This is a genomic window from Natrinema pallidum DSM 3751 (assembly GCF_000337615.1).
Lineage (GTDB): Archaea > Halobacteriota > Halobacteria > Halobacteriales > Natrialbaceae > Natrinema > Natrinema pallidum.
Map to the genome: position 1 here is coordinate 144,770 of NZ_AOII01000088.1, position 13,383 is coordinate 158,152.

Annotated in this window: 8 protein-coding genes and 1 pseudogene; 7 read left to right on the forward strand and 2 right to left on the reverse strand. The window is 65.7% G+C overall.

The window, feature by feature from the left end; genetic code table 11:
- Window positions 1-50: 50 nt before the first annotated feature.
- Together C487_RS14770 and C487_RS14775 are read right to left on the reverse strand one after the other, a co-directional pair.
- A complete protein-coding gene (locus C487_RS14770; protein WP_006186611.1) occupies window positions 51-1,073 on the reverse strand; it encodes a tyrosine-type recombinase/integrase in 1,023 nt (340 codons plus the stop codon).
- A 233-nt stretch (window positions 1,074-1,306) separates the two neighbouring features.
- Window positions 1,307-1,741 (reverse strand): hypothetical protein, encoded by a 435-nt coding sequence (locus C487_RS14775; RefSeq protein ID WP_006186612.1) that lies wholly within the window; start codon window positions 1,739-1,741, stop codon window positions 1,307-1,309.
- Window positions 1,742-1,992: 251 nt separating this feature from the next.
- Between C487_RS14775 and C487_RS14780 the strand changes: the two genes are divergently transcribed.
- The 7 genes and pseudogenes from C487_RS14780 to C487_RS14810 all read left to right on the forward strand — a co-directional run bounded on the left by C487_RS14780 (window position 1,993) and on the right by C487_RS14810 (window position 13,383).
- The gene (locus C487_RS14780) at window positions 1,993-3,825 is read left to right on the forward strand and encodes a cytochrome D1 domain-containing protein (protein WP_006186613.1); all 1,833 of its coding nucleotides are present in this window, start codon (window positions 1,993-1,995) and stop codon (window positions 3,823-3,825) included.
- Window positions 3,826-3,851: 26 nt separating this feature from the next.
- On the forward strand, window positions 3,852-4,994 hold the full coding sequence (locus tag C487_RS14785; RefSeq protein ID WP_006186614.1) for a beta-propeller fold lactonase family protein: 1,143 nt from the start codon (window positions 3,852-3,854) through the stop codon (window positions 4,992-4,994).
- Window positions 4,991-6,130: a YncE family protein gene (locus C487_RS14790; RefSeq protein WP_006186615.1), complete on the forward strand. Its 1,140-nt coding sequence runs from the start codon at window positions 4,991-4,993 to the stop codon at window positions 6,128-6,130. The genes C487_RS14785 and C487_RS14790 overlap by 4 nt, the downstream gene beginning before the upstream one ends.
- Window positions 6,127-7,347 carry a radical SAM/SPASM domain-containing protein gene (locus C487_RS14795; RefSeq protein ID WP_006186616.1) on the forward strand — a complete coding sequence of 407 codons (1,221 nt, stop codon included), beginning with the start codon at window positions 6,127-6,129 and terminating at the stop codon, window positions 7,345-7,347. Before C487_RS14790 ends, C487_RS14795 begins: the two co-directional genes overlap by 4 nt.
- A 4-nt stretch (window positions 7,348-7,351) precedes the next feature.
- On the forward strand, window positions 7,352-8,653 hold the full coding sequence (gene hemA / locus C487_RS14800) for a glutamyl-tRNA reductase (RefSeq protein WP_006186617.1): 1,302 nt from the start codon (window positions 7,352-7,354) through the stop codon (window positions 8,651-8,653).
- A 289-nt stretch (window positions 8,654-8,942) separates the two neighbouring features.
- A pseudogene (locus tag C487_RS21915) lies at window positions 8,943-12,202 on the forward strand (molybdopterin-containing oxidoreductase family protein).
- Window positions 12,202-13,383 (forward strand): 4Fe-4S dicluster domain-containing protein, encoded by a 1,182-nt coding sequence (locus tag C487_RS14810; RefSeq protein WP_006186618.1) that lies wholly within the window; start codon window positions 12,202-12,204, stop codon window positions 13,381-13,383. The pseudogene C487_RS21915 and the gene C487_RS14810 overlap by 1 nt, the downstream one beginning before the upstream one ends.

Genomic DNA, 13,383 nt, shown 5'->3' on the forward strand with positions numbered 1-13,383 from the left:
TCATTAACGGGGGAGTCGAGTAGCCCCGTCGATGCCCTCCAACCGTCGAGTTAGATGTTGTCGAAGTAACCTCGCCGGTTCTTCATCTCCTGTTTCTTCGTGCGTTTGTCGTAATGCTTCTTCAGCACATCCGCGCTCACGTCCATCCGTTCGGATACGGCTTCAATCGGGATTTCGCTCCGTCGTGCGTGCGTGATTGCTCCCTTCCGCAGAGAGTGTGAGGCGTGAGAGGAGGGACACTTAGACGCCGCGTGATAGGAATTTGCCGCGTCGCACTCCTTGGATTCTCGGTCGTGTGGACAGTCAAGCCCGTACTTGCACGGACGGGTAGCGCGGTAGCAGTTGCTTCGGATAGATGTTTTCGAGATACGTCCCTGTCGCGTCGTCAGTAGCGGCTCGCGTCCAAACTCATCGGTTTTGGCGAATCTGTGATGCGCGATGTAGTCCTGCACTATCTGGTTGACTTTTGGCTTGAGAGAGACAACACGTTCGCCCTCTTTTCCGTTCTTTAGCGGAGTTTCCTCCTCCGGACGATGATGGATTTCGAGCGTGCGTTCTCCCTTATCGTAGTCATCGAGGTCGATAGCCCGGAGTGCACCATTCCGCATCCCGGTATGCCACAGTAACTCGAAGATGACGTGTTCGCGTTGAGAGTAGTTGAAGTTCCGCTGATACTCGATGATAGCCTGCCCGGTGTCTGTGTCGATGTAGTCGTCATTCACGTCCTCTTTGTTCTTCATTGTCGGCGGGTCGATGTAATCCGACAGGCCGGGTTGGACGGCGTCAATGCCCTCACAGAAGTCGATGAAGACCTTGAGCGTACTCAGTTGGGTCGCCATCGTGACCTTGTTGCAGTCGCCTTTCGCTCGTCGCCACTTCTTGTACTGGTGGAAGTGCCGCCCGCTAAGGTCGTTCATATTGGTCACCTCTCCCTCGGTGTCGCACCATTCAACGAACGGGGAGAGTCGATACTTGTGCGCTCGATAGGTAGCGTCAGCCAGTTCGCCGCGTCGATTTTCGAGATACCACTCCTTCGCTTCCTGCGGGTCTATTGGCTTGAGATCGGTTGTCATTAGTGGGCCTCGCGCTCAGCACACCAAGTGCGTCACCTCGGTAATCCTCCTTCCCGTAGGCGCTGAAAGCGCCGGAGGGGGTCGCGTGTTCAAATCGCGCCCGGCCCGCTTTTTCGACGACCGGTTTCGTACAGAGCGAAGCGGCGACGGCGATTTGAACCGGACCAGAAAGGCACAGCAAAGCGAGCATTTCTGGGCGGAGCTCACAATCGCGCCCGGCCTCGCCGTCGGTCTCACTCCGTCGTGTTCGTCTCCGCGGGCGGGTCCACATCCGTTTCGTCGGCCATCGCGTGAAGGTGCTCGAGCAGGAGGCCGACCCCCTCCGGCTTGATCCAGGTCGTGACCGCCCCCTCGTCTTCGGCCTCCGTAATGACCCGCTCGGCGTCGCGGACGGGAACCGAGAACTCGACCGGCTGGTCGAAGCGGTCCTCGTTTCCGTCGATTAGGGATTTGACCTCGGCAAGTTCGCGACGGACGTACTCGTAGGGAGCCATCGACTCGGTCTCGTCGCCGATGACGAACCGGCGGGTGCGTCCGTCATCGAGTCGGAGTCTGACGACGCCCGCGTCGATGCGGTCGGCCTCGAGATACTCCGCCAGCACGTCCTCGAAGAAATCGGTCGTCATCCGATCGCCTCGCAGTTTCGAGTCCGAGTGATCAGGCGACATGGGTCCAACTATCGGGTGAGTTATAGAAGACGGTACCGACGACTCCTATGCGCTGGGAACCGCAGCTGCGTGTGGCTGATCTGAGACCGACTTTTGAGGGCTGAGAGGGCGAATTTTTCCACCCGGAGTAGGTGTTCGCGGAACGGAAAAACCCCGCGACGAACATCTTCCCGTGATCTCTCACGAACTCGAAACGTTGTGGTCCGGTTATAGGTGCGTGCTCCAGAGGGTCGATTGGAGAGGTGCCCACAATGTCACGATCGGAGTCACCGGCCGAGTCGATTGCGGAGCAGGAGGAGCGAATCAAGCGCCACTTGAGCGCGTCGCGGGAGATCGCGGAGCGCCTGGAGTTCAACGACGAACTCAGCTTCGAGATGGGGTTGCCCAGTCCGGGCCGTCGGACGTTCATCAAGACCAGTGGCGTCGTGGCGGCGTCGGCAGCACTGGCGGGCTGTGCCGGCGACGATGATGACGACGGGCCGGAGTCGACGGACGACGAGGAGTCGCCCGACGAGGAAACGCCGGAGGCCGAACGGAGCGAAACAGTGCAGTTGACCGCCAAGCAGTACGAGTTCCAGCCACAGGAGATCCGGGTCCCGCCGAACACGGAACTCACGATCGAGTTCACACAGTCGACCTTCGAGAAGAACGAGGAGTTCACGATGCATACGTTCTACCTCGAGGACCCGTACGACATCGGCCCCATCGAACTCCCCGAGAACACGGACGACGGCCCCATCGATTCGGTCACGTTCGTCACCGACGAGGAGGGGACGTTCGATTTCGAGTGTAGCGCCTACTGCGGGGACGGCCACGCACAGATGAACGGCCAACTGTACGTCGTCCCGGAGGGCGAGTCCGTCGACGAGGTGGACTTCACCGATATGGGGACGCTGAAGGAGCGCCACGAGATCCTCAAAGAGGAACGCGAACTGGTCCAAGAGCCCCAACACGACCTCGACCTGCGGGACATCATGGTCGTCACCGAGCGCAACAACGCCTCGGTCGCGATGATCGATACGGTCAACGATCGGCTCATGGAGCGCGTCGAGAACGTGGGGAAGGCGATCCACGTCCACGACTTCCATCCGGAACTGCCCGAGCAGACTCGGGAGGGCGCGTACGTGTACACGCAATCCCGGCAGGGTGAGATGTACAAAATCGACCTGTTCGACTTCGAACGGGTCGCCGTCGCCGACGCCGGGACGGACGCCCGGGACATCGCCGTTTCCCGGGACGGCAACTACGTGATCGGCGGGTTCTACAACCCGAACCATCTGGTCATCTGCGACGCCGAGACGATGGAGCCGATCAAGCGGATTCCGACCCACACCGTCAATCCGGACGGCGAGAGCCTGGGGAGTCGCGTCTGCTCGCTGTACGACGTCCCCGAGGAGGGGCTATTCCTCGCGGGCCTGAAAGAGGGGGGAGAGGTGTGGCTCATCGATTATACCCAAGAGGACTTCCCGGTCGTGGCGACCATCGAGTGCGGCCGGACCCTCCACGACGGCTTCTTCACGGCGGACGGCCGCTACTTCATGATCGCCTCTCAGACGGACAACCAGATGGACATCATCGACACGCAGGAGCGGAGCCACGTCGCCGCGATCCCGATGAACGGGGTCCCCCACCCCGGTCCGGGCGCGCTGTACCCCGACGAGGATCTCGCCTTCACCACCCACGCCGGTTCGTCGAGCGTTGGCGTCTGGAACACGGAGACCTGGGAGGCGGAGACAATGATCGATGTCAGGGGCTCCGGGCTGTTCATCCGGAAACACGAGCACAGCGACTACGTCTGGGCCGACATCATCCTCACCGACACCGAGGACGACGCCTACGTCTACACCATCGATCCCGATACTCTCGAGGTGGACCAGGAGATCGACTGTAGCCAGTGGGGAGCCGCGGCGGCGATCCACCCCGAGTTCAGCCGCGACGGCGAGAAGGTCTATATCAGCGTCTGGAAGGGCGAGAACGAATCGATCCTCGTGTTCGATCCGAACACGGGCGAGTTGCTCACCCAGATCGAAGACCTGCTCGCACCGACCGGCAAGTTCCTCGGCGTCCGCGCGGAGGGGCACTGATCGCGGTCGATCGCTCCCACAGGCCCATGCCCGAGAGACATTCCGACGCGATGACGACGACACCGGCGCGACGAGGACCGGGACCGCTCGCACTCGTCAAGCACCTCCGCGGTACGGGGCTGACGGTGATCGACGCGGCCGCCCACGAACCGCTCGGTCGGATCGGCGACGGTCGCCAGCCCCACGCACTCGCCGTCCGTCCCGGCGGCCGCTGGGCGTACGTCCCGTACATGGCGTCGAACGCGCTCGAGATCGTCGACCTCTGGACGCTGTCCGTCGCGGGTCGCGTCGATGAGGTCGGGACCGCGCCCGTGGGAGCGGTGCTGAGCCGAACGGGGCGGTACCTGTTCATCAGTACCTACGGCGATCTCCCGGGCAACGACCGCCCGGGACTGGCCGTCTTTCGGACGGCCGGCGAGCGGGTCGAGTTGATCGCGCAACGCCCCGTCGGGAAGGCCGCCGGCCTCGCCGTCGACGCCGGCAACGACGTGTGGGTCGCGCTGCGAGACGACGATGAGTTGCTCCGGATCGATGGAACGCCCCCGTTCAACGTCCTGGATCGGTTCGCGGTCGGTGCCGGTCCGCAGGACTTGGCCTCCGAATCGAGCCGAGGACTGCTTGGCGTGAACAACGCCGACGGGGACAGCGTGACCGTCGTCGATACGCGCGCGGCGACGGTCCTCGGGACGGTCCCCGCCCCGAACCCGAGGGGCGGGACCGCCGTGCCGGGCAGCGACCGCTGGGTCGTCGGCGACACGGCGGGTGATGGCCTCACGGTCATCGATCTCGGGGCGGTCCGACGCGGGGACGGCGAGGGGGCGGTCGCCGACCGTGTCTCGCTGGGAACGCCGACGGCCTTTCCCGACGTTACCCCGGACGGTGCCGTCCTCGCCGTCGACGCGTACGACGACGACCGGGTCACGTTCCTCGACCCCTCGAGTCTGGATGTCCTCGAACGGGTCGAGACCGGAGCGACGCCGCGTCATCCACGGTTCAGCGCGGACGGCGGGGTCTGTTACGTCCCCAGCGTCGACGCCGACGCGGTCACCGTCATCGACGTCGACGACGTTCGAGCCGACGAACCCGATCCGATCGTAACGAGCATCGACGTACCCGAGGGAGCCGCCCCTGCGGGCTGTTTTCGTACCGATAGAGGGAGAGACACATGACATCAGAGACTGAGACCGACACCGTTGCGAGCGACCGCTCGTCCGGCGCGCCGACGATCGTGAAAAACGCCGCGAGCAGCCACTTCAGCGCGGTCGATCTCGCCGCGGGCGAGGTCGTCGCGGAGTTCGGGGAGGGCCGATACCCGCACACGGCAGTGTTCCACCCCGACGAACCGGTCGCGTACCTGTTGTACATCGCCAGCGCCCACCTCGAAGTGGTCGATCTCGAGGCGCTCGAGACCGTCCAGCGCATCGACCGGCTCGGGACGATGCCCGTCGGGAGCGCGCTCGGCCCGGGCGGCGACGTGCTGTTCGTCGGGACCGCAGTCGACCTGCCCGCGTCGTCGGAGCCGGGCGTCCTCGCGTTCGTGATCGGCGAGGATGGCCGACTCGAGCCCGCGGGAACGCGCCCGCTCTCGCGGAGTTCCGGCATGCGAATCGGCCCGGACGAGCGGCTTTACGTGGGCCAGAAGACCGAAAACGAGATCGCCGTCCTCGGTGCCGATCCCGGCCTCGACCTCGCGGCCGAGATTCCGGTCGGGCCGGAGCCACACGACCTGTACGTCCTCGCGGAGGGGCTGGTGGTCGCCAACCACGCCGGCGGGGCGTCGGCTGCGTTCGTCGACCCCGCCGCCGAGCGGGTTCGCTGTACCGCCGAGACAGGGACGAACCCCCACGGGTTCGCCGTCGCCGACGGCCCCGACTACCGGTATGGTTTGTTTCCGGCCCGCGAGGACGACCGCGTCGCCGTCGTCGACCTCGAGGCGGTCGCGGCCGGCGACGACTCGCCGACCGAACGGCTGCTCGATGTCGGGACGACGACCGGTTTCGCCGCGACGACGCCGGACGGCCGCTACGCGATCGTCGACTCCTACGAGGAGCCGTTCGTGACGATCCTGGACCTGGCCGACCTCGCGGTCGCCGGCCGCGTCGAGGTCGGCGGGGAACCGCTCCATCTCGTCTTCGGCCCCGACGGGGAGGAGTGTTACGTCGGGAACATGACGCGGACTGACATCGCGGTACTGGACGCGCGACCGCTCGCCGACGGTCGCCCGGCGGACGTTGCCGTCGACCGCCGAATCGACGGACTCGGCGAGAAACCGAGCGGTATCTTCCGCCCGGAGGTGGACCAATGATCGATCTCACGCGACTCATCAGAGGCCTCGACAACCGACCGGAACAGATCCGATACGAGAACCGCCGCGCGAGCGACGCGCTCGTCCCGCTGGTCGTCTGGAACACGACTCCCGCCTGCAACCTGCGGTGCAAACACTGCTACTTCGGGGCCTGCGATGAGCGCGACAGCGAGGAGCTGTCGACGGCCGAGGCCAAGGCGTTCATCGACTCGCTGGCCGCGGTGAACGTCCCGGTGCTCGTGTTCAGCGGGGGCGAGCCGTTCTTCCGCGACGACATCGCCGAACTCACTCGGCACGCGTCCGCGCGGGGAATCCGGCCGATCGCCTCGAGCAACGGTACGTTCCTCACCGAGGAGCGCGCGCAAGCGGTCGCCGACGCGGGGATGCAGTACGTCGGCGTCTCGCTGGACGGCGTCGGGGCGACCAACGACGAGTTCCGCGGCGTCGATGGGGCCTTCGAACGGGCCCGCAACGGGCTCCGCAACGCCCGCGACGCCGGGATGGGGACCGGCATTCGGTGTACGATGACCGAGGGGACCGTCGACGACGTCCCCGATGTGATCGACCTCGCCGTCGAGGAGGGGATCGATCGGGTGAACGTCTTCCACCTGATCTACTCCGGTCGCGGCGGGGACATCACCGACGCCGACCTCTCCGTCGAGCGGACGCGGGCGGTCGTCGACTCCCTCTACGAGCGCACCAAAACGCTCGCCGAAACCTATCCCGACATGCAGCTCCTGACCGCCGGCAACTACGCGGACGCGGTCTACCTCTACCACCGCATTCGGGAGGACATGCCGGCCCACGCGGATCGGGCGCGAAAACTCCTGTTCGACGACGGCCCCGGTCGCGTCGTCAAGAACGGCGACGCCGGTCCCAAGGTCGTCAATGTCGACCACCGCGGCGATGTCCACCCGAGCATGTTCCTCTCGCAGTACACGCTCGGGAACGTCCGCGATCGCCGCCTCGACGAGATCCTCGCTGACAGCGACCTCTGGGACGAACTGGCCGAACCGACCGATCACCTGAAGGGGAAATGCGGTCGCTGTCCCTGGAAGGAGGTCTGTGGCGGGAACTCCCGGGCCCGCGCCGCGGCGGTCCACGACGACCTCTGGGCTGAAGACCCCCGGTGTTACCTCACCGAGGCCGAGTACAGCACCGACGAACTGCCAACCGACCACGCGCCACCGGTCGACGCGACCGCAGCACTCGAGTAGGCCGATGCACGTACCCGACGCAGCGCCACCGGATGCGAGACCCGAGCCCGGGCCGTCGCCGGTCGCGGCGGTGCCGAAGAGCGTCCGCCGACTCGCGTGTTATCGGCTCGACCACGAGACCCGATCGACCGAGGAACTGGGCGCGGTCGCTCCGGACGACCCCGTCGCCGCCGCCCGGCGGATCGCGGCCCACGACCGCGTTACCGAGGCGGTCGTGCTCTCGACGTGCAACCGCGTCGAGGCGTATCTCAGCACGCGCACGCCGGCGGACCGGGACGCGGGGCTCGATGCCGCACGCGAGGCGCTGGGCGATCCCGACGGCGCGCGGACCGAGACCGGACTCGCAGTCGTCGACCACCTGTTTCGCGTCGCCTGCGGCCTCGAGAGCGCCGTCATCGGCGAGGCGCACGTCCTCGGACAGGTCCGTCGAGCGTTCGAGACGGCGCTCGACGCGGACCTCGCCGGCGGGGTGGTGACCCGGGCCGCGGACGCTGCCGTCTCGGTGGGACGGCGCTGTCGCGACGAAACCGGCATCGCCGAGGGAACGGTCGGCTACGGGAGCGCGACCTGCGAGGCCATCGCCGACGAGGGCGACGTCCTCGATCGCCTCGTCGTCGTCGGTGCCGGCGAAATGGCGACCGAGGTGGCGAACGCCGCCGGCCACCGCTGGGACTGCCGCGTCGACGCCGTCAACCGCTCGGCCGCCCCGGAGCTGCCGACTGACGATGGTCGGGACTGGCCGCTCGAGGCCCTCGAACGGGCGCTCGCCGACGCCGACGCGATCGTGACGGCGACGGGCGCGCCGGACCCGGTGGTGACCACCGAGGCGATGCGGCGAGTCGGGCCGGAGACGCCGGTCGTGGACCTGGCGAGCCCGCCCGATGTCGCCGAGGCCGTTCGGCGATCGGCCGTACCGGTCGTGGCCCTCGACGTGATCCAGCGTCGGATCGAGGCGGCCGTGGCGGATCGGCGGGCGGCGGTCCCGGCTGTCGAGGATGCAGTCACCGACGCGGTCGCGGCCTTCGTCGACCGGGAACGCGAGAACCGCGCCGAGGACACGCTCCGCGAACTCCACCGGGCGGCGGCCGCGATCCGCGAGAGCGAACTCGAACAGGCCCGTACCCGACTCGAAAACGGGGCCGATCCCGAGATCGTCCTGGCGGACTTCGCCAGCGCGCTGACCGGCTCGCTCCTCGGCACGCCGACCGAACGCCTCCGGACGGCCGCGCGCGACGGCGACGATGCAGTCATCGACGCCACCCACCGGCTGTTCGACCTCGACGGCGATCGCGAGCGGTCGGAGTGACTGCGTCCGTTGGTATCCGGCCACGCGGCGGTCTCCGATCGCGTGTCGTCCGCCCCGGCAGCCGTCGGTTTCGCCGTCCGTTGCCCGTGTCTCCGTCCTCGAGCGGCGGGTGAGGGTGGGTACGGCCGGCGATCGGCGTGCTCCGCCCCCCATTTGAAAACCCGCCATTAGCCGGATTTCGGCGGTAGCGTCCTCAGAGCGTGGGAACAGCCGGGGACCGGTTAAAGATGAGAGGGACAAGGTCACCGTGTATGCTACTGAAACGCTCCGCCACACGAGGTGGTCGGCGATGAGTCTCTCGCGACGCGATTTCCTGGCGGCCGCCGGGACGGGGACAGTCGGTGCCCTGCTCGGGTCCGCGTGGGGAGCGACGCAATCCGTCGACACCATCACGCAGGTCGACAATCCCCTCAAGTCCTATCCGAACCGGGACTGGGAAGAGGTTTACCACGACATCTACTCGTACGACAGGGTCGACTGGACGGTCTGTCACCCCAACTGTACGCAGTCGTGTGCGCTGAACTTCTACATGAAAAACGGCGTGCCGATCAGGGCCGAGCAGATCTACCACGAAGAGGAGGGGAGCCCCGGCCCGGGGAGCCCCGGCGGCTACGAGGAAGCGGGCGTCAGCCGCCACTGGAACCCGCGCGGTTGCATGAAGGGGCTGACGCTTCACCGCCGGACGTTCGAGCCCAGTCGGATCAAGTATCCCATGGTTCGCAAGGGGTGGAGCCCCGACGACCCCAACCCCGAGGGCCGCGGCGAGGACGAGTTCGAGCGCGTCTCCTGGGACGAGGCGATCGACCTGATCGCCGAGAAGATGGCGAGTCTGGAAGACGAGAAACGGTTCCACATCTTCAACGCGATCAAGGCCGACGGGCTGATCACCCGCCACGGGGCCGGCCGGCGGCTCGCGTCGGTCTTCGGCGGTTGCGAGTGGACGGAATACGACTGGTACGCCGACCTGCCGCCGGGCCACGTCATCACGACGGGCTATCAGACCAGCGATGCCGACGCATCGGCGTGGCGAGCCGCCGATTACACCATCATTCAGGGGAAGAACCTGATCCACAACAAGCTCGCGGACAACCACTTCCTCCAGGAGACCCGCGAGCGCGGCGGCAAGATGGTCGGCGTCTACCCCGACTACTCGCCGACCGTCCAGAAGTGCGACCGCTGGCTCCCCGTCCGCCCGGGCAGCGACCCCGCGTTCGCCCTGGGCGTGGCTCACGTCATCATCGACGAGGACCTGTACGACGAGGAGTTCATGCGGAAGTTCACGACCCTACCGCTGTTGATCCGGCAGGACGACGGGAAGTACCTCCGCGCCCACGAGGTCTTCGCGGATCACGAGCCGCCCGCCGAAGACAGCGAGCAGCGCCACGAGGAGAACGACTGGGGCGACTTCGTCGCCCTCGACGAGAACGGCAACCCCGTCCCCGTCACTCGCGAAGAAGTCGGCGACGAGACGCCCGTGACACCCCGGCTCGAGGTCGACACCGAACTCGAGCTGGCAAACGGCGAGTCGGTCGGCGTCCACACCGATTTCGTCCGGCAGCGGTCGAACATCATGGCGAACTACGATCCGGAGACGGTCGAAGACATCACGACGATTCCGGCCGACGCGCTTCGGAAAACCGCCCGGGAGTTCGCCGACGCAGAGAAGGCCCAGTGGTTCACCGGCGAGGGGATCAACCACTGGTTCCACTCGAACGACTCGCTCCAGCGGACGATCTTCTTCGTCCAGTCGATGCTGGGCAACATCGGCGAGCGGGGGGCCGGCTACTACAACTACTCCGGCCAGTACAAGATCGAACTGCTGGACGGCTACCCCTCCTACGTCAACCCCGACGGCAACGCGGCCCACGGGATGTATCCCGGCTACGCGTTCGCGTTCTTCGGCGGCGAGCAGCTGGACGCCCACGAGATTCGCGGGGACTTCGACCGCGAACTCGACCTCGTGCCACAGGGCGACGCCGAGGAGCCGGTGATGCCGACGAACGCCGAGTCGTACACGATGTCGAAGCCGACGATCCTGTGGACGATGAACTGCAATCTCCTGAATCAGACCAAACATCAGGAGCACGTCATCGAGAACTTCGTCAAACACCCCGACACGAGCAACGAACTCTCGATCGTCTCGGACATGCACATGACCTACTCCGCGCGCCACGCGGACATCGTGCTCCCGGTCCCCTCCTGGCTCNCCCCGACACGAGCAACGAACTCTCGATCGTCTCGGACATGCACATGACCTACTCCGCGCGCCACGCGGACATCGTGCTCCCGGTCCCCTCCTGGCTCGAGTGTGAGTACCCCGACATCACGGTCGGGCCGGAGAACCCGTTCATCCACATGGACCACGGGGTCATGGATTCGCTCTACGATACGAAGCAGGACGGCGAGGCCATCGCGCTCGTCGCCGAAAAGTTAGACGAGAAGATTCCGCCCGAGGAGCGCAACGTCGACTCCTACCGAGCGTACTTCGACAAGTTCCTCGACGACGACAAGGACGTCCGCGACTACATCCAGGAGACGCTGGACGCGGGGATGACGACCCGCGACATCGACGTCGAGGACATCGAGGACGGCCCCGAGCGGCTCCAACTGAAGACGTACCCGCGGATCCCCTTCTACTCCCAGATCAACGAGGACCGGCCGTTCTACACCAAGACCGGCCGCATGGAGTTCCACAAGGAGGAGGATCGGTTCCTCGAGCTCGGTCGAGACGATCTGGACCACATCGAGAGCCCCGAGGGGACGCCCTACGGTGTGAACAAGAAGTGGGACGAGGCGAAAGACGAGGAGAACCCGCTGTATCACGACGAGGAGTACCAGTTCTACTACAACACTCCTCACCCCAAGTATCGGACCCACTCATCGTGGGGGATGACCGACTGGAACCTGATCTGGTCGTCGCGGGATTTCGGTTCGACCAACGCCGATCCCGAGGGGACCGAGCGGCTGGTCGACGATTTCTCGTTCCCGCAGGGCGAGGGCGAGACGGAGGAGATGCCGCCGCTCGGCGAGGCGTTCGTCGAGATGCATCCCGAAGACGCCGCGAACATCGACGTCGAAAACGGCGATTACGTCCGGATCACCGGCAAGCGTGGGGACCTCGTCGTCCGTGTGATGGTCAGTGAACGCCAGCGGCCGCGCTCGGCCGGCGACATGGGTCAACTGACCCTCTGGCACGGCTGGTGGCCCCAGCAGTTCCCCGACGACGAGGAGCAAGGGGACGGCGTCAAGGGGTACAACGTGACGACGAACATCTGGCTCGATCCGGCCCAGGAGACCGACGACCTCGTCCACAAGTCCGTCTTCGGCGATCCGAACATCTCCGAGCACGTCGAGGACGACATCGTCTGGCAGGGGGCCGAACTCGAGCACGGCTACGAAGAGACCGTCTGGGCACCGACCGGCACGAACCGGGACGACCTCGTGGAAGTCGAGAAGTACGAGGAGGCCGACTGGTGGCCGGGCGACGCGCGGAAGGACGAGTTGGTGCAGGACTACATCGGCGGTTCGTTGCAGGGAGGTGACAGCTGATGCCGGAAACGTACAACCCACAACTCGGACGCGAGCACAGCTACCCCTACGAGCACCAGGAAGAGGAACGCGACTGGCACTGGGGGATGATCATCAACATCAACCGGTGTATCAACTGTAACACCTGTTCGTTCGCCTGTAAGTCCACCTGGACGAGCGGCGAGGGCGAGGAGTACATGTGGTGGATGAACGTCGAGACCGAGCCCTACGGCGGCTATCCGATGGGGTGGGATATGCGGCTGCTCGACGACCTGGAGCAAGACGAGACGATCTTCGAGGCCGCCGAGGAGGGCGAACGGGTCAAAGGCTACGTCGCTCAGAAGGAAGAGTGGGAGTATCCCGCGCTGGGCGACGATCAGGTCCACGGCGAGTATCCCACCGGGGACGTCGTCGAGAGCGACCTCGAGAACGACGAGTACCACGACATGTGGCAGTTCTACCTGCCGCGGCTCTGCAACCACTGCAAGAACCCCGCCTGTCTGGCCGCGTGCCCGCGGAAGGCGATTTACAAGCGCGAGGAGGACGGGATCGTCCTGCTCGACCAGGAGCGGTGTCGGGGCTACCGCAAGTGCGTGAAGTCGTGCCCGTACCACAAGCCGATGTACAACCCCGAAACGGGCGTCTCGGAGAAGCCGGTCGGCTGCTTCCCGCGCATCGAGGAGGGCAACGTTCCGCGGTGTGTGTCCTCCTGTATCGGGAAAACGCGTCTGCACGGCAACATCAATCGCGGCCCCGACGCCGGCCATCCCGGCGGAAACGCGTCCGCGGCGGCCGGCCGGAGCCCGGTCAACTACCTCGCGAAGAGCGACGAGAAGATCGCGCTCCCGCTGTACCCGCAGTTCGGCACCCGGCCGCAGGTGTTCTACATGCCCCCCTACCACGTACCACCGGAGTTCCTCACCCAGATGTTCACGCCGAACACCGACGAGAAGCGCAACGACTGGCCCGGCGACACGTTCGAGGAATCGATCAAGATCGTCCAGGACCGCGTCCGGAACCCGAGCCACCACACGCTCGGTATCCTCCAACTGTTCGGCGCGACCACCCGTCTCATCGAGACCTACACCGTCAAAGAACACCGCGTGAAGGGGTGGGACCGCAAGGGGAACAAGGTCGTCGACATGCCCTTCGAGGAAGAGATGGAGGTCCGCGAGGGCGAGATGTGGACCAATCAGCCCTAA

Coding starts and splice junctions, on each gene's coding strand:
- C487_RS14770 (WP_006186611.1), bottom strand. CDS start 1,073: ATGACAACCGATCTCAAGCCAATAGACCCGCAGGAAGCGAAGGAGTGG.
- C487_RS14775 (WP_006186612.1), bottom strand. CDS start 1,741: ATGTCGCCTGATCACTCGGACTCGAAACTGCGAGGCGATCGGATGACG.
- C487_RS14780 (WP_006186613.1), top strand. CDS start 1,993: ATGTCACGATCGGAGTCACCGGCCGAGTCGATTGCGGAGCAGGAGGAG.
- C487_RS14785 (WP_006186614.1), top strand. CDS start 3,852: ATGCCCGAGAGACATTCCGACGCGATGACGACGACACCGGCGCGACGA.
- C487_RS14790 (WP_006186615.1), top strand. CDS start 4,991: ATGACATCAGAGACTGAGACCGACACCGTTGCGAGCGACCGCTCGTCC.
- C487_RS14795 (WP_006186616.1), top strand. CDS start 6,127: ATGATCGATCTCACGCGACTCATCAGAGGCCTCGACAACCGACCGGAA.
- hemA (WP_006186617.1), top strand. CDS start 7,352: ATGCACGTACCCGACGCAGCGCCACCGGATGCGAGACCCGAGCCCGGG.
- C487_RS14810 (WP_006186618.1), top strand. CDS start 12,202: ATGCCGGAAACGTACAACCCACAACTCGGACGCGAGCACAGCTACCCC.